The 17,504-nt window shown below is 48.4% G+C and carries 12 protein-coding genes; 4 read left to right on the top strand and 8 right to left on the bottom strand.

The genetic code is table 11. The features are described 5' to 3' along the window. Nucleotides 1-13 precede the first annotated feature (13 nt). The 3 genes from Q0668_RS12055 to Q0668_RS12045 form a co-directional block, all read right to left on the bottom strand. Complete coding sequence (locus Q0668_RS12055; RefSeq protein ID WP_298864803.1) at nucleotides 14-379, bottom strand: hypothetical protein; 366 nt, start codon at nucleotides 377-379, stop codon at nucleotides 14-16. A 247-nt stretch (nucleotides 380-626) separates the two neighbouring features. Continuing rightward, nucleotides 627-1,229 (bottom strand): hypothetical protein, encoded by a 603-nt coding sequence (locus tag Q0668_RS12050; protein ID WP_298864799.1) that lies wholly within the window; start codon nucleotides 1,227-1,229, stop codon nucleotides 627-629. A 243-nt stretch (nucleotides 1,230-1,472) separates the two neighbouring features. Then, nucleotides 1,473-2,453 carry a hypothetical protein gene (locus Q0668_RS12045; RefSeq protein ID WP_298864796.1) on the bottom strand — a complete coding sequence of 327 codons (981 nt, stop codon included), beginning with the start codon at nucleotides 2,451-2,453 and terminating at the stop codon, nucleotides 1,473-1,475. A gap of 674 nt (nucleotides 2,454-3,127) precedes the next feature. Here Q0668_RS12045 and Q0668_RS12040 point away from each other — a divergent pair. The 3 genes from Q0668_RS12040 to Q0668_RS12030 all read left to right on the top strand — a co-directional run bounded on the left by Q0668_RS12040 (nucleotide 3,128) and on the right by Q0668_RS12030 (nucleotide 6,275). Then, complete coding sequence (locus tag Q0668_RS12040) at nucleotides 3,128-3,568, top strand: hypothetical protein (RefSeq protein ID WP_298864793.1); 441 nt, start codon at nucleotides 3,128-3,130, stop codon at nucleotides 3,566-3,568. Nucleotides 3,569-3,838: 270 nt separating this feature from the next. Continuing rightward, a complete protein-coding gene (locus Q0668_RS12035; protein WP_298864790.1) occupies nucleotides 3,839-5,215 on the top strand; it encodes an FAD-dependent oxidoreductase in 1,377 nt (458 codons plus the stop codon). Nucleotides 5,216-5,267: 52 nt separating this feature from the next. Beyond that, nucleotides 5,268-6,275 (top strand): Gfo/Idh/MocA family oxidoreductase, encoded by a 1,008-nt coding sequence (locus tag Q0668_RS12030; protein WP_298864787.1) that lies wholly within the window; start codon nucleotides 5,268-5,270, stop codon nucleotides 6,273-6,275. Between the two features lie 10 nt (nucleotides 6,276-6,285). Here Q0668_RS12030 and Q0668_RS12025 read toward each other — a convergent pair whose 3' ends face one another. The 4 genes from Q0668_RS12025 to Q0668_RS12010 all read right to left on the bottom strand — a co-directional run bounded on the left by Q0668_RS12025 (nucleotide 6,286) and on the right by Q0668_RS12010 (nucleotide 12,080). After that, complete coding sequence (locus Q0668_RS12025; RefSeq protein ID WP_298864784.1) at nucleotides 6,286-7,752, bottom strand: DUF1501 domain-containing protein; 1,467 nt, start codon at nucleotides 7,750-7,752, stop codon at nucleotides 6,286-6,288. A 2-nt stretch (nucleotides 7,753-7,754) separates the two neighbouring features. Next, the gene (locus Q0668_RS12020; protein WP_298864781.1) at nucleotides 7,755-10,190 is read right to left on the bottom strand and encodes a PSD1 and planctomycete cytochrome C domain-containing protein; all 2,436 of its coding nucleotides are present in this window, start codon (nucleotides 10,188-10,190) and stop codon (nucleotides 7,755-7,757) included. A 358-nt stretch (nucleotides 10,191-10,548) separates the two neighbouring features. After that, nucleotides 10,549-11,004: a hypothetical protein gene (locus Q0668_RS12015; protein WP_298864778.1), complete on the bottom strand. Its 456-nt coding sequence runs from the start codon at nucleotides 11,002-11,004 to the stop codon at nucleotides 10,549-10,551. 125 nt (nucleotides 11,005-11,129) lie between these two features. Continuing rightward, on the bottom strand, nucleotides 11,130-12,080 hold the full coding sequence (locus tag Q0668_RS12010) for a DUF1559 domain-containing protein (protein ID WP_298864775.1): 951 nt from the start codon (nucleotides 12,078-12,080) through the stop codon (nucleotides 11,130-11,132). 454 nt (nucleotides 12,081-12,534) lie between these two features. On the opposite strand from Q0668_RS12010, the gene Q0668_RS12005 reads away from it, so the two are divergent. Then, nucleotides 12,535-13,578 carry a sialidase family protein gene (locus Q0668_RS12005; protein WP_298864773.1) on the top strand — a complete coding sequence of 348 codons (1,044 nt, stop codon included), beginning with the start codon at nucleotides 12,535-12,537 and terminating at the stop codon, nucleotides 13,576-13,578. Nucleotides 13,579-13,688: 110 nt separating this feature from the next. On the opposite strand, the gene Q0668_RS12000 is transcribed toward Q0668_RS12005, so the two are convergent. After that, nucleotides 13,689-16,937, bottom strand: a complete 3,249-nt coding sequence (locus Q0668_RS12000; RefSeq protein WP_298864770.1) for a family 16 glycoside hydrolase — start codon at nucleotides 16,935-16,937, stop codon at nucleotides 13,689-13,691. Nucleotides 16,938-17,504 lie beyond the last annotated feature (567 nt).

Raw genomic sequence — 17,504 nt, 5'->3', positions numbered from 1 at the left:
GGTATGGCGCAAATTACGTGCCAAAGCGAGGGAAGTCATCTGGGAAATGCGGGTCTAACAAAGATTGAACAGACAGCGCTCCCGTTACATAGTTTCGATTTTCCTTGAGTAAAAACGTTCCGTTATCCCAGACTGCAAAGGTAATTTCGGGCTGAAACAGATCGTTATGATATGGTGAAAATCGAGTTTGAAAAACGGCGATCATGGGCTTGTTGAATAAACAAGCTGGCATATCAGATGAAAGATCAAACTCACCTGAGAACTGTGATCGTTCCTCAGCCGGACGGGAAGCGCTGGTCGATATTCCACGGTGACAACTGGAAAGACAAGTACAAAATAATAATAATGAGATAGGTATTACAATGTAGCGAACATGCATTCCGCACCTCCTCTTAAGTGAATTATTATAATTACATGGACAACATGAAATTTAATAATAACTCTACTAGGGAATTAAAGGTACTTTTAACGGATCAATTCCACAATTAGTTAATACATAATGCCTTTGAAAATTAAAGGGGATGTAAAAAAGGGGGCAGGATTCAAATCAAAGAAAACTGACCACTGATTCCCCCCTCCCCGAGAAATTCGAATATGTAGGAGAAGTTATTTATTGAACAATATTTCTACGTTCGAATTGTAAAATTAAAGTAACAATATTCGGACCATTCACTCTCACCAAGTCTGTTTCTGGCTTTTACTCGAATTCGTCCTGGTTGTGATCCTCCAAAATTAAACATATAAAAAGGGATTGGGATTTGAGTATCCAGCTCTACGGGTTTATCAAATTTCTCCGGTTCCAAGGGGCTGGCCCAACTTTCTTCTATGGTATAAGTTATGGGGTATTCACCAGAACTGGGATACCATCTACAGTCCAGGATCCGAGGATAGTGTGAAAAAGCCGTTCGTGAAATAGGAATGATTATTTCTGGTATCGAAGGAGTTCCGTCCAATGACAGTTTTCCCATGAAAGGATCTGTTTTCCTAAAGACTCTCTCGTTTTCATCATACCCAATTAAAAACACATAAGTGCGCCGCTCGGGAAGCATCGGCATTTGTAAATGTCCATAAGAGCAATTAGCATCAGCCCGATAGGGATCCTCGAGCGGGGGGCCGAGCAATGCAACAACTTCATCTCGACTCATTCCGACCTGGACTGCTTCCCACTTTCGATAATCGGGTTGAACAAATTCAGGCTCTGTTGAATCATAAGAAAAACAATTTTGCATACCGTTACTCCTTAGAAGAGTGAAAAGGGGTAAGAACTCAAGTCAAAGAGTTCTTCCTATCCTCCCTTTCATGTTAGACTGTTTTCTACCACGAAAATCACGAAAGGCACGAACAGCCGGCTCCACATTCAGTTTCCTGCTCGCTGCGATCGGCCCGGATTTTATTCAGGCCTACCTTCAGTTGGGACGAATATAGATTCCTGACACCTTAAGTTTTTGCTTTGGACACCTTTTCTTTGGAAACTACTTATCGCGAAGTTTTTTGAATTGCTGGTAGCTTTTCCAGGCGATGCGTTGCAGATCGGTGCAGTCTGTTTTGGAAAATGTGGTTGTGATTGGTTTTCCGTCGCGGTCTTTCGTTCGGTCTTTGTTGTCGAGAAACCGAATGTCGGTAATCGAACTCACGGGCAAGCCTTCCGGGCTTCGGTCAAATAATGCGGCATACAAAGTACATGCAGTGAGATAGGCCATGGTTTGATTCAGGTGTGCGTCATTCACAAAACGGAGTGTGAAATCGGGACGTTCTGTTTGACAATTCAAGCCCACGAGTGACATCGGGGCGGCTGTGATATCCAATTGTTTCGCCAGGGCTGCAATTTCTCCCGCCTTCTTCAAAACCGCTTTCGGATCGGGTGGGGTTTTTAAGGGCCTGGCGTTTTGAGTTGTGGGCGTTGTTTCGTAGAGTATTACGCGGGCGTTCTGCGCTTTGGCCAGCGCGACGAACCTGGGGGCATACTCGGCGTAGAGTGATTCTTTTCCATTCAGGTCGTCACGGTAAGACTGTAAGATGACCACGTCCCATTTTGTGCGTTGTGTTTCGAAATCTTTGAGCAGTTTTCGGTGCCGTGACAAGGCGCCTTTTGCATAACGATTCTTCGGGTCTTGGGAAGATTTTTCCAGTGCGGCAACGGTCTGTTCCTGTTCGGCTCGTGTTAACGCATGCAGTTTGACGTAGTTTTGTGTTCCCAGATTCCAGTGATCGACGAGTCTTCTTCCGCCGTAAATTACCGTGGTGGGGTTGAATGTCAGGGATGGGTTTCCGGCTTCTGCCATCTTTTTGACGACTTGCGCCAGCTTGTGGCGCGCGGTGTAGCTGTTTCCGATAAAGAGAACATTGAGTGTCTCTTTTTTATCAGCGGCCTGAGTAGTGGAATTCGTTTCGTTGAAAAGGAAGAGCGATAAGACGAAAAGCAGGGGGACGATTCTTCGGGAGCGGTTTGACATGCTGGGTACTCTTAATACAGGATTGAACTATTGGAAAAATCGAGCTGCTTTCTCGTTCCACTTAAGAGAGGCGAGACGCTTTCATTCGATTGAGATTTAGCCTATCAATATCTGGCGCTCTGGAAAACGGGATCTTTGTGTATTGTTCTGTTTTTTTATCAGATTTCCTGTGTGCTGTGCACTGCTGAATTTTCATCTGCTGCCTGATTGTGGCTATCGGGTAGAATCTTTGTTCGTGGGTTGATTGTATTGATGTCATTGTAGATTATTTTCTACCACGAAAATCACGAAAGACACGAAAAGCCGGCTCTCCATTCAGTTTCCTGCTCGCTGCGCTCGGCCCGAATTATATTCGGGCTTACCCGTTGTTGTTGAATGTCTGATTGGGGGTTGATCATTTTTACTCTGGCGGGCGGACACATGGGGCATCCTCTACGGTTCATTGGCTGCTTCCCGTTTTATACATGGGTTCGCGCGTCTGCTTTATATATATATATATATGGGATTGTACTCTTTGAATTTGTTGCTTTGGTTTTTTGTTTGTAACATTCTAACGGTGGCCAGGTCGTGTTTCTTATTTTTAATCGTTTTTTGCAACCTGGGAGGAACCGTGGCTAACGCCATTCGGCTAATGATCAAAAACAAGATCAGCCGCAAGGCAATTGCCGCGGTTAATGCCGATCTCGTTAAAGGTGACGATCCTGAGAATTATCCTCAAAACGATTAAAGAAAAACTACGTGGCGCCGAGCCGCTCAGATTCTTGATGTCGGGGGTTGTTTTTGTGTTGGTTGCTTTGATTCTGTTGGTGACTGTTTTGACTGTGTATTTTTTAACTGTGAATAATTTAACTGTGAATAATTGTTGCGAAGGGCAGCTGGGGGTCAAGTTCATTTTGAAACGAGAAGCGCGGTTGATCTCTGGCAAACTGTGTTCTAGCAGTGGTTCGAATGCGTGGAAGCGTGACCGAAGTGTGTCGATAAGTTACGAGGTATTGGGAACCGGTGCGGAATTGACAGGTGAAGATTTTCAAAACAAAGGGACTTTTATAGTAGTGAGATCTTCAGTGTTCGCTCAAAGCAGTGCTCAAAAAACGCATTCCGCGCGCGACGCATAAAAACGCATATTCGCTAAGGGCGGGACGTTGTCAAGTCCTGTTTTTTCAGTGTCTCAAAGAAGAAAGGGATCGGATTCAATTCTTGCCTCTTCAGTGTGATGGCATAGGAGTCGGTGGTTTCTGAAATTTGCACAAAGTGATCTGGATCAGTCAAAGCCTATGGATATGATGTGGGACTACAACTGGAAGGTGGTTCGCGTTATTATTATTTTCAGCGAACTGACTTTTGCAACTTTGAATTAATATCTAACTCCAGAGGAATCGTGAATTATGTCGGACCTATCCGAAACAATCAGCCGTACGTGGGAGATTCCCTTGCGGGCTAGCGTGGATGTCGCCGTGATTGGTGGTGGTTCTGCTGGAATTGCAGCGGCTACTGCTGCGGCGCGGAATGGTGCATCGACGGTACTTGTCGAGAAATATGGTTTTCTTGGTGGTACTTCGACGGCGGGGATGGTGGGTCCTTTTATGACTTCCTATACGCCGGATGGTAAACGGCAATTGGTTGCCGGGATCTTTCAGGAAATGATTGACCGTATGGTGGCCATGGGGGGAGCCGTTGATCCTTCGACGACGGAAGCGGGGTCGGAGTGGGGGTCTTTTATAGAACTGGGTCATGCCAATGTGACGCCTTTTCATGTGGAATCGCTTAAGATGGCGGCGCTGGAAATGGTTTGCGATGCGGGTGTGAAGATCCGGTTTCATACCTCGTTTGTGGATGTGGTCATGGAAGATGAAGGCATTCGCAATATCATTATCCATGATAAAGGGGGGCTTGGATTCATACGTCCGAAAGTTGTGATTGATACCTCCGGCGATGGTGATATTGCTGCGAAAGCGGGGGCTCCTTTTGAAGTGGGGCGGCGTGAAGATGGCAAGATGATGCCGGTTACTTTGTTTATCACTATTGGTGGTGTAGATGATGAGCGGGTGATCGCCTGGATGCGGGAGCATGAAAAACTACATCCGGGGGAGCGACTGTTTGAGTGCATCGTGAAGGAAGCTCGGGCCAAAGGTGAATGGACATTGGATCGCGATTTTTTGAATCTCTATCGTGAGCCGACAGCGGGTCAATGGAAGGTGAACACGACGCGAGTACATGATGTAGATGGGACGAACCCCGATGATCTGTCGCGTGCTGAAATTGAGAGTCGTCGTCAGGCTTGGGAATTGGTTCGGTTTTTCCGATCGCATTGTCCCGGATTGGAAAATGCGCAATTGATGGCGACGGGCAGTCACGTTGGTGTTCGCGAAACACGTCATATTCTGGGAGATTATGTTCTCAACGGAAAGGACGTTTTGGAAGGTCGTCAATTTGAGGATGGGATTGCTCAGTGTTCGTATCCGATTGATATTCATGATCCTTCGGGACCTCGCGGTCGGCTGGAGGGGATTAACGCCGACCATTATGAGATTCCGTATCGTTGTCTTGTGCCTCGTTCGGTGAATAATCTGCTGGTTGCAGGCCGGCCGATATCGGCTGATCATGAAGGGGCGGCTTCCGCGAGAGTGATTCCCCCTTGTTATGCAACGGGTGAAGCAGCGGGTACGGCTGCGGGTCTTTCGCTTCAGCAGAAGGTGTCGCCGCGTGAAATTGATATTGAAGCATTGCGTACAAAACTTCGGGAGCAGGGTGCTGTTATTTAATTTATTTTCTGTCGATGGTTTAAAAAGTTCGAAATAGAGATGAGGTAGTGAGATGAGTCAGTCAAAGTCTGTTCGCTGGGGAGTGATTGGTCTGGGTTGGTTTGGTGAGGTTCACGCTGACAATCTGTCTGAGATGCCGGATATTGAACTGGCGGCGCTTTGTACGCGACGTCCCGAACGGTTGAGCGAAGTGGCCGATCGATTGGGAGTGAAGCGGCGGTATACTGATTATCGCGAATTATTGGCTGATCCCGAGATTGATGTGGTCAGTATTACGACGCATATCAACGATCACCGTGACATCGCTATCGATGCGTTGCGCAGTGGAAAACATGTGTTGCTGGAAAAGCCGATGGCTCCGACGGTTGAGGATTGTGAACAGATTGTTGAGGCGGCCAGTAAAGCGACCGGTTTTCTAATGGTGGGACATATTTGCCGATTTGATCCGCGCGTGACGATGGCGAAGCAGGCGATTGAAGAGGGGCGGATTGGTGAGATTATTTCGATGCATGCCCGACGGAATCTTTCCAAAGAAATTGGTAAAACGGTGCTGGATGATATTTCGGCTTTGATGGGTGATGGGATTCATGACGCGGATTTGATGCTCTGGTTCAGTCAGGCGAAGGTGTCGACCGTGTATGCTCAGGAGGTGCATCCGGGTCAGAATAAATATCCTGATGGTGGTTGGTCTATTGCGCGGCTGGATAACGGGGCGGTGGCTGTCGTTGAATCGGTGTGGCATTTGCCGGAAAAAACGCCTTATACGATTGATGCTCGACTGGAAGTTCTTGGGACGGAGGGAGCATTGTATATTAACTGCGGGGAGGCTGGTCTGGCGATTCATGATGCAAACGGCGTTAAGATGCCGGATACGATGTATTGGCCGCGTCCTTTTGGTAACTACTTTGGTGTGTTGCAGGAGGAGCTGCGTTACTTTGCTAAGTGCGTACGAAAAGGGGAAAGGCCCGATCGGATTACACCGGCTGAGTCTTGTGCGGCTGTGGCCTGGATGGCTGCTGCTACTGAGTCGTCTCAGACGGGGGCGATTGTTACATTTTGAATTTCAGTTGTCAGGCCAGTAGTTTTTCAACTACGTTTCCGGAAACGTCTGTTAAACGGAAATCGCGGCCCTGGAACTGGTAGGTCAGTTTTTTATGGTCGAGGCCAAACAGTTGCAAGATGGTGGCGTGAAGATCATGCACGTGGACGGGGTCTTTGGTGACGCCCCAGCCGATTTCGTCTGTTTCGCCGATGACCTGACCGCCTTTGATTCCACCGCCGGCGAGCCACATGCTGTAGGAATAGGGATGATGATCGCGGCCTGTGACTTTCTTGAAATTGGCTCGGTTTTCACCTAAGGGGGTACGGCCGAATTCGCCTCCGAAGACGACCAGTGTTTCATCCAGGAGTCCGCGGCGTTTGAGGTCTTTTAGTAATGCGGCGATTGGTTGATCTGAGATTTGAGTATAACGTTTCAAGCCGCTGTCCAGGGAGCTATGGTGATCCCAGGTTGATAGAAACAGTGTTACAAAGCGTACGCCCCGTTCCACCATGCGGCGGGCAAGCAAACAGTTTCTTGCATAGGAGCCCATGAAGCCGGTATTCGTTTTTGACTTATCTTCACGAGTGACACCGTATTCTTCGAGGGTCGTTTTTGTTTCTCCTGAGAGGTCTAGTAGTTCTGGTGCGGTCTGCTGCATGCGGAATGCGAGTTCATAGGCTTTGATGCGGCTGGCAATTTCGGGGTTCCCAATTTGATCAAAGCGCAGGCCGTTCAATTCGTTGATGGTTTGCAGGCTGCGTTGTTGGGCCTGGGATGAGAGCCCTGTTGGGTTTGCCAGATTTAATACGGGACTTCCCTGATTACGAAACAGGGTTCCCGCGTATTGAGAGGGTAGGAATCCACTTGACCAACTGGATGCACCGCCGGGTAAGCCACGTCCTAGTGTTGCAAGCACGACGTAACCCGGCAGGTTTTGTGATTCGCTGCCCAGGCCATAATTGAGCCATGATCCCAGCGTCGGTCGGCCTTGTAAATCGGATCCGCTGAGCATCATGAGTTGGCCGGGTAGATGGTTGAACTGCTCGCAATGCATGGAGCGGATCATGGCGATGTCGTCTACGCATGTGCTTAGGTGAGGCAATAAGTCGGAGAGTTCCATACCACATTCGCCGTAGCGGCGGAATGTGCGCGGGCTGCCCATTAACCGGGCGGCCTCTTTCTGGATGAACGCGAACTTAATGTCTTTCAAAATCGATTCGGGCATGGGTTGCCCGTCTAATTCATTTAGCTTTGGTTTGGGGTCGAACAAATCCATCTGGCTCGGCCCCCCTTCCATGAAGAGGTAGATGCAACGTTTCGCGCGTGGTGCGATATGTGAGAGTTGTGTGGTCGGATCGCTGGCGAATAAGCCATCCTGTTTCATCAAGGATGCCAGTGCCAAGGTTCCCAATCCGCTGGCGCTGGTGGCGAAAAAACGGCGCCGATTTAGTGCGGCAAGTTCGTCTGTTTGATTGTTAAACTGTTCGGGAATCATATTCAGTCTCGTGTGATAAACTCGTCCAGATTCATGACGATTCGCGCCATCTGAATCATTGCAGTGAGTTGGGGAGGCTCTGATTGTTTTGTTTCTTTACTTTGTTTTTCGGCTAGTTGAAGCAGATCGAAATAGGCGGCGCTGAGGTATTTCAATTCCTGATCACTGGCTGGTCGAGAGAAACATCGCATGAACATTTCCTGAATGGCGGCTGGAAGATTGTTGGGATGCTGCTTGATCATCTGTTGTCCCAACTTCTGAGCACATTCATAAAACATGGGGCCGTTCAATAGTGTGAGTGCCTGCAGCGGTGTGTTCGAGCGTTCGCGGCGACTGCAGGAGACGGTGGCGTCGGGTGCGTCGAAGGTCATTAGCATCGGGTAGGGGACGGTTCTTTTGAAGACGATATACATGCCACGGCGGTAACGCTCGCTTCCCTGGCTGGCTGGCCATTTTACACTACGTCCGACATCGGTTACGAACGCTGGAAGTGGTGGTCTAATGCCGCGACGACCTATCGTGCGGTCAAGTAGTCCGCTGGCTGTCAGGTGAATGTCACGCACGATCTCTGCATTGACGCGGTAACTGTTTTGGCGCCATAGAAGTTGGTTATTTATATCCTTGTTGTTCGGGCTTGCGTTTGCTGCCGATGATAACTGGTAGGTGGATGACAAAACGATCATGCGAATCATGGCCTTGCGGCTCCATTGACGTTCTCGATACTCGACCGCAAGCCAATCGAGGAGGTGGGGGTGTGTCGGTTTTTCTCCCTTCGTGCCGAAATCGTTGGGAGTCGCTACGATTCCGTGACCAAAGAGTTGTTGCCAGATGCGATTGACGGCGACGCGTGCGGTCATTGGATGATTTTCCTGAAACAGCCACTCTGCGAAATCCAGTCGATTGAGGTTCTTGTTTTTCGATATTAATTCAGGAAGAACTGAAAGTGTGCCCGGTGTTACTTTTTCGCCGGGGCGATTGTAGATGCCGCGGACATGGATGAAGGTTTCACGCCGATCCTTTGTTCGCTCGGTGAAGCTGGGAGCTTTGGTCGATGGTTTCGCCGGTTTTGTTTTGAGAAGTTGATCTAGTTTCGAGTTGATTTTGTCCCAGCCGGTTTTTTTTGTCTGGTAGAAACTGGCAAGCTTCTTCAAGTCGGTTGATTTTTTGTAGGCAGTAATGATCTTTGTCATCTCTGCGCGTTGTTTATCTGTGATGCCTTGGATTTCGTAAGATTTGAGTTGAGCGTGTAGTTGATCATAGGCGGGTTGCCACTTTTGCATGGCCTGTTCGTACTCTTCAGCCTCCCAGGGATTTTGTACCTTCACGCTGGATTCAATGGCATTGTTAAAGAATGAATAGAGCTGGTAGAATTCCTTCTGCGAAATGGGGTCATGCTTATGATCGTGACATTCAGCGCATCCGAGTGTCAAACCGAGCCAGACCATGCCGGTTGTATTCACGCGATCTACGATTTCCTTCGTGCGATACAATTCCAGATCGACGCCGGCCTCTGTATTGCTGAGTGTGTTGCGGTGAAATCCGGTGGCGATTTTTTGCGACGTTGTTGGTTTGTCTAACAGGTCGCCTGCTAATTGCTCGATGGTGAACTGGTCGAAGGGTAAGTCTTTGTTGATCGCATTAATGACCCATTCACGATAAACCCATGCATGGGGTCGCATACTGTCGCCGAGATAGCCGTCGCTGTCAGCGTATCGTGCAAGGTCTAGCCAGTAACGTCCCCAGCGTTCACCAAAATGTGGGGAAGACAAGAGTTGGTCGACGCGCTTTTCATAAGCGAGTGGGTCTTTGTCTGCAATAAACGATTCGACAACTTCTGGTGCGGGGAGTAAGCCCACGAGATCCAGGTATAAACGTCGAATGAGAGTCCGACGATTTGCCTGGGGCGCCGGTAGTATCCCGGCTTTCTGATGTTGAGCAGCGACAAATACATCAATGGGACTTCGAATGCGAAATTGCGGCGTGGGTCTGAAGTCCGCAGGAATAGCGGGGCGTTGTAGCGGTTTCATTGACCAGAGGACTGGTGGCTTGAGGATGAGATCCTTTGGCCAAGTCGCGCCTTCAGTGATCCATTGACGAATGGTTGCGATTTCATTTTTGTTGAGCGGCGATTCATCTTTGGGCATCTCTGCTGCGCCATCTGACTCCGTCACAAGATCCATTAGATAGCTGGATTCCGGATCGCGTGGAACCAGGACTTCTCCATTTTCTCCCCCTTTAACCAGGGCTTCAGCCGAATGCAGAGAGAGTTCTCCCATTCGAACGCGTTGATTGTGACAGCTTAGGCAATGGCGTTGGAGGATGGGTGCAACATCGCGGATGAAGTTCACAGGTTCCGCACTGAGAGCATTTTGAGTGGATGCCATCAGCGCGAAATAAAATGTTGTGATGATCGTGCTATGGTATCGCCGGTGATTCATTCCGAAAACTGACTTTCAGTCTGTTGGATCCAGCCGACGCCTGGGAGGTTGTGATGACCAGTTGTTAAAAAATTAAGCTGGTCTCGATGTTACACTTATTTTAGGAAGAGTGACATCAGCAGTTTGCAGGAGATCTTACGATCTATAAAGCATCGGCTTTGGGGGTTAATAAAGGTAGAATATCAATTCTAATCCCAAGTCCTCCCCTGAGACAACCCTTTCTCCTGGATTTTGGCTTATTGGCAAGTCTCTTTTCGCTTTTGTTGCATCTGTTTTCCATGTGATCCTCATTTGGTGCCGCCATATAGAAAGATTCTCCGATTGATTGTTGTTGGCGAATATTTGGCGTTCTTGTGAATTACTTTCCTGATTTGGTCAGCTTGAAATCAAAGTTGTTTTCCCCTGGTTTAACGATTGCCTCAAGTTCGGTTTTTGTGTTGTATTTTGACGGAAGTGTTTCTTTTACAGGTTTGACTTTCGTGTTGGCATCATCTCCCTCAAGCGCGCTGTCGTCTTCTGCATTTTCCATTAACGTGGTGATGACGACTTTGTTGTGGCCTAATTTGCATCCGGGTGTGTCTCTGATATAGGTTAATTCATAGTAGCCATTGGTGTCTGTTCTTGCGGATGCGGTACGACCTGCGTCTGGTAAAAATGAGATGGATGCCCCGGTCAGTGGCTTTCCATCCAGGGATACGATTCCTTTGACCAACCCTAAATCGGGCTGATCATTTTCTGCTCCGCCACAGCCTGACAAGGTCAAACAGAGAGTCATAGATGTAATGAGCAAAAAATTGTTTATTTTATTATCCATTGTTGGTCAGCTTTCGTTATTTTTGTATTGATCTCAAACATTGGAATTCATAGATCTGGCATGAATCCGATTACTCTAAAAACTGCGTCGTTCGATAATGACGCAGTTTGATATTGGCCTTCCGATTAGAATTCGCCCAGGGTTTCTCCCTTTGCACGTGTGCTGAGGGCACGATAGAGTGTCATGTCGATGTTTTCAGAGAGGAATCGTACTCTGCCATCGCCAAATACAAAGTGTGCCCCGCCGACGTGATAGCTGCCGGCTGCTTCTTCGCCATAAGAATTAATGGGGTCATTGCTTTCTGCTGCAATGAGGTATTCGGTCATTTCAGTGGGAGGATTAGAATCGGCCCCACCAGAGAAGCAGTGCTTACGGTCACTGCCCGCACCACCTGGCATGCTAGAGTCACCACCCGAGTCGATGACTTCGCTGACAAAGATGGTGTTAGAGAGACCATCGGTGACATCACGGAATTTGACACCACTGCTGATGAAGAATATGCCATCCGCACCCATGCATCCGCCGGTAGCCGCCATTTGTGGTGCTGTCGTAATCCCGCCACTGTAGCAATTGTCGCCAGAGCTACCAATGAGGGTTCCCATGTTACCGTTGTAATTGGATGTGGCGTATAAATCTTTTTGAACTCCTTTTCTTGCATCTGGCTGTGAAGGGCACCAAAAAACAGAAATGGCTGTTCTGCCAGCCAAACGTTGTTTGGTGCTGGTAGAACCACCCGATTCAGCGCCCATTCCACTGGAGCCGGGCCCTTGTATTTGGTTATAAAGTGGTGCCTGATCGATGTAGGGCAAAATGGTTGCGTGCCAGGTCCAGCCATGACCACTGTAGGTGGTTCCGGCTGAATTGAGTTGGACGATACTGCCCGGTGGGAGGGAATTATGAGTTTCGTGGTAATTGTGTAGAGCGAGTCCGATTTGTTTTAGATTATTTTTGCAGCTACTACGACGAGCTGCTTCGCGTGCCTGCTGGACTGCGGGTAAGAGTAAAGCGATTAATATTGCGATGATCGCGATCACCACCAGGAGTTCGATTAATGTAAAACCTTTTCGTTTCTTCATCATTTTTTCCTCTAAACTTAATATGGATTATCATTTCAATCTGGTGTTAAATCATTTTTTGTGCAGTTACTTCCTATGGGGTGTTTTGGCATCTATGGGAAGAACTTGCTTTCAGTATCAAATTTTTCGCAGTCTAGTTAGAAACTATAAAGAACGAATGAAGAGCTCGTGAGTTTCTAAAGAGTGTTGATACACACCAACAAAACTGGCTTCGTGCTATTCTTTTTGTTGTGGCTTTTTGTTGTGAGCCCTGGTTTTTGGGTAGTATTTGTGGTTGTTCTGATTGTTCTTTGACGACTGATGATCTTTATTGAGGTAGGGCAGGAGCATACTGAAAATAGATAACTGGAATTCATGAAGTCAGACGAATAGAATGGCGGGTTCTCAATGAAGAGCTTATTCTGACTAAAGACGCTGTCGATTCATTGTGGGTCTATTTGCTAAGGATTATGAAATGACACACTCTCACCAGAGACTACGATTTGCTGCGGTCCTGATACTGTTGCTTTGCCAATCTGTGCGGGCGGATGGTCCGTTCGTATCGATTCTTGCGAAACGGATTGGTGGTCATATTCATCCATCAATCTGTCGGTCCGGCGATGGCACGTTGATCGTGGTCTATAAGGGGGCGAACGTGCTGATGTGTTCTCGTTCGTCGGATCAGGGTGTGAGCTGGTCAAGCCCCAAGCCGATTTCGACGTCCGCGAAGCGGCCCGATTCCATTCGAGAGGTGAAGAAATTCGAAGTCTATCCCGGGACTGTCGACACTCTGGCTGACGGTCGTACTCTGGTGACGTGGAATTATATTGCCGACGATAAAGCTAAAGATGGCTATTACGAGCGGGCGTTACTTTACAGTTTGAGCGATGATCAGGGGCGGAGCTGGAGTGAGCAACATCTGATTGGCCCGATTGACGGCACGCATCTCGGCGCGGTTCGTCATAACGTGCTGCCATGGAGTGGGGGTAGATGGTTGTTGCCGTTACGTGTGGGGCCGCCGCGACTGTATTCTCCGCAGAGTGGAACGCTCACGAAATTCCCTGTTATTGGACCCGATGGAACTCAGCACGAGTTCCAGCAAATTGTGCGCACGGCGACGGGTTCGCTTCTGGCGATGGGGCCTGTTCTACTGCATTCCACTGATAACGGACAGCGATGGAAGCTGATTAAAAATTTTCCCGCGGTTCCAGACAAGCGTGACAACGCCGAAGGTCGGTATCTGACGGCTCTTTCCGATGGGCGCGTTCTGGTTACATGGGGTATCGGCAACCAGAATCTGGGTATGCGATATAACCTGTCGGCGGATGATGGTCAGAGCTGGGATACGAGTCGCACGAAGATTTTACTGCCGAAGACTGCTGTGACAGCCCGTTACTATTCAGCGCGTACGGTACAAATTGATGACCAGAATATTGGTACCGTTTTTATGAACAGAGACGGCGTACATTTTCTCAAGGTTCCGCTCAAACGGTTGAGTGACTCTGCGTCGACGAAGTAGTCGTTGCCCTCGATCAAATACCACCAACTCCTTCTCAGACTCATTTTGAGTTGGCAGTCTTTGATGTCAGGTGACGAGACTTTTGATTGTAGTCTCAATCGTGATCGTGTTTAGTCTTTGAAGAAATCATGCTGTGAATCGCCGGCGCTGATGAGGTAGGCGATCAGGTCGAGGATTTCGTCTTTGGTCATGCGATTGAACAGTCCGGCTGGCATGGGTGATGTTTTCGAAACGACCAGTTCGTCAATGGTTTTGCGGTCAATTCGAACCTGTTTATTGGGGTCGGTCAGGTCAGTACTGAGCATGATTGAATCACCATTGAGGTTTACGACGACGCCGGTGTGAACCTTGCCGTCATCTGTCACAACCGAGATTGCAGAAAACTGTTCGTTGATCACTTTGCTAGGATTGATTACCTGATCCAGTAAATCGTGTGGAGAGTACCTCCGGCCTGCGGATGTCAGATCGGGTCCGGTCATGCCGCCCTGATTTCCAAAGCGGTGACAGGCATAACATCCGGTGGCTGCAAACATTTTCTGGCCATTAACGAAGTCTCGCTTCTTCAGTCCTGTGCGGGCTAGCCCTGAGAGTTCGTCGAGAGTCCATTTCGTCTCGGGGCGTCCGGCAAAGACTTCGCCCAAGTTCTCAAGGACTGATTTCTTGACTGGCTTTTTCGCAAGAAGTTCCGTCATGGATTTCTTTTCTGATTCACTGAGGGATGCGACCGCGTCATCACGCACGAATTGAATAAATTTTTCGAAGCTGGCACCACCTTTATAATTGGCCGCTTTCAGGAACCAGTTGAAGTATGCTGTGCGCAGTTCCGGTGTCCAGCCGGCTTTGAGCATCCGAATGGATCGTGCATACTGCATTTGCTCTTCCTGAGCGGGAGCGGCATATATGAGCGCCATGGCTTTTTTCGCGACAGTCGGCGACTGAAGCCAGGCCAGTGTTTCGCATAATAGCCAATTTAACTCTGTAGATTTGGCAGGGAAAAGCGGATCAAAACGGTCGATTAATTTTTGAACCGTAGAATCATCGGGGCGTCCGAATCGGTTGAGAATGATCTGTGTTGCTCGTTGCAGTGTGAGCTGTTGTGGTAATTTCAAACTAGCAGCATCGATAGAAATGACCGCTGAGAGCAGTTTATCTCGCATGGCGGTATCCACTGCGGGAGTCTGTTCCTTTCGGTGTTGCGGGCAGACGCCCGTGACGCGCGCCAGTGCCAGTAACGCTTCGACCTGTTTGGCTGGATCGGATTCCGTTAAAGCTTTGTCAGCCCAAGTCTCTGTCGGTTGATGTTCAATGGCTGTTCGCGCTGCAAACCGAATGAAGCGATCTTTGTTTGACAGGTAAGGCCAGGCGATTTTGATTGCGTTTGGATCCTGCTTGCCGTGAAACGCTTCCAGAGAATGGCGCGTGTTTCGTGCTTCGTTTGTTGAAGGTGTATCCTGAACGGGTGCAGTGGATTCGTCGCCGACATAGGTCACGCGGTATAGACCCGATTGTACGCGTCGTCCGCCAATTGTGAAATACATTGCGCCATCCTGGGGATGGATGATGGCATCGGTGATGGGCAGTGGTGCTCCTGTGACAAACTCTTCTTTTGTGGCCGTGTATGAAGAACCGCTTGGTTTCAGATGGACGGCGTAGAGTTTGCCCCAGCTCCAATCGAGTGCATACAAAGCATTTTGGTACTTTGCGGGAAACTTTGCTCCATAGCCGAATGTCATTCCTGTCGGAGATCCGGGGCCAATGTCGAGTACTCCGGGCAGGTTGTCAGCATAGAAGGGGGGGCGTTTTCCTGCACCATTTCGCCAGCCAAATTCTGCTCCGCTGGTAACATGACAAATTCGAGTGGGACGATACCAGGGTGTATTGAAGTCGTATTCCATGTCGGCATCGTATGTGAACAGCTCGCCTTCACGATTGACGGCGGCGTCGAAAATGTTCCGAAATCCGGAGGCGTAGGCTTCGAATTTTTTCCCATCAGGAGACACACGATATACGATGCCTCCGGGTGCCAGGACGCCTCGGTTATGACCACGCCCATCGGGCATGCTGGGCAACAGATGATCTTCACCCCATACGCGACGTACGGGAGAACTCTTTGCCAGTTCGGGTGGAATTGTGTTGTTACCGGTGATCAGATAAAGCGCTTTGCCATCTGGTGTTGGCATAAGGGCATGAACGCCGTGATCGCTCTTTGATTGAACCTCGCGAAGTAACTCGACTTTATCGAGTTGGTCATCGCCGTTGCTATCGGTAATCCGGTACAGGCCAGAGGGAATCTTTTGCTCGTAGTCGTTGACACCTACATAGAGCGCTCCGAAAGCCCAGACCATGCCGTTCGCGGCTCGAATCTTAGCTGGCACTTTTTCAATAGTAGCGGGGGTAACAGGTTTTCCTGCGGGCGGCGGCGTAATCCGATACATTTCACCGAATTGATCACTAACGAGAATCCGTCCTTTATCATCGGTGCAAAGATTGACCCAGGAACCCTGATCCAGACCGGGTACGGAGTAGAGCAACTCGACCTTAAATCCTTTTGCTGCTTTGATGCGATTAATGGGAGTTGCCTTGTTGCCACCGATGGCTGATCCTACGGTCTGTTTCGGCCGTTGCTTTGGTGGCTTTTTTGGCTTAGCGTTCTTTTTTGCTGGCAGTTCTTTGATTTTGATATTTCGCCATGCAATCTGCTTACCGACTTTTTCGGGGTGGTTACCCACGCCGTGAACCTGAAGGGCAATGAATCCTTTGGGTGTCAGTCCGTCTTTGAGATCAGCGGCGGGAACACCGTTGATCCAGGTTTTGATCGAGTTACCTCGGCAGACGATGCGATAATGGTTCCATTCATTCTGTTTAAAGGCTTTGCGAGCCGGTTCGTTTTTGGAGAGATCATTCAACCAGCCTCGGCGACCTTCGTCGTAAATTCCGCCTGACCAGGCTCGGTCTGACGGATCGATTTCGACTTGATAACCGTGTACGCGCCCGGCTGCAATTTTTCTTTTCGATTCTTTTCCGTTTTTGTCCTTTATTTTAACGACTTTGTCTTTATCAAAAACCTGACTGCGGATCTGAATTCCCGAGTTCAACAGGGGGTCAACCTTATACTCAACCTGCAGTTCAAAGTTACCATACAATTTCTTGGTGCAAAGGAAACTGTTGGATGTTTTGGGGACTGATGTGCCGACGATTGTGTCATCAACGATTTCGTATTTGGCAGTTCCCCCATGTTGGATCCAGCCATCGAGTGTTTTACCATCGAACAGAGGGGTGAAGCCCTTGTCGTCAGCGTAGGATGTTACATTAATAAACAAAAAGAGGCAGATCGCAGACAGGGCGAGACGGTAATTCATGGCGTATCCATCAGGAGTAAATAGAAAAAGAGGTTAGAGCAGTACGCTCCCTGGACAGGAGCGAATCTGCATCGACTTCCCAATCGTTTTGGAAGTCGGGGGTTCTCAGATAATAAATTATATTGTTCATTGTGCAGTATGTCTGCTGTACTTGAAATATGCATTCTTTGAATTTTCGAAAATATTTGTAAAGCGTATTGTAAACTGAATTTGCTCGCTAAACGATGGGATTTCTGAACTGTATGTCCTGTATTGTTTTTTAATAATCAAGATTTATAAATTCTTTGATTGATGGTGATTAAATGAAAAAGCGGGCCCTGGCATGATTATCTGCTTCAGGAAAAGAGTTTCGAAATTGATGAATCCTGTATGAACGGGATAGCTATGTCGGTATCTAAGAGTAAAATGAGTTGGTCTCGGTTCGAATTGAATGGTTCTTTACCATTCACGAGACCTTTTTAACAGATGGATCTTCAGTTATGCCCTTTCGGGATATTTAAAATGATTAGATGCAGTCAGTTTATAGTTAGTGGGTGTCCCGAAAGTGAGTACGCGCGGAATTTTACG

This window comes from uncultured Gimesia sp., assembly GCF_937910335.1.
In the GTDB taxonomy this organism is placed as follows: domain Bacteria; phylum Planctomycetota; class Planctomycetia; order Planctomycetales; family Planctomycetaceae; genus Gimesia.
The sequence above is the reverse complement of the archived record's forward strand: the minus strand, read 5'-3'. Positions and strand labels throughout refer to the sequence as shown.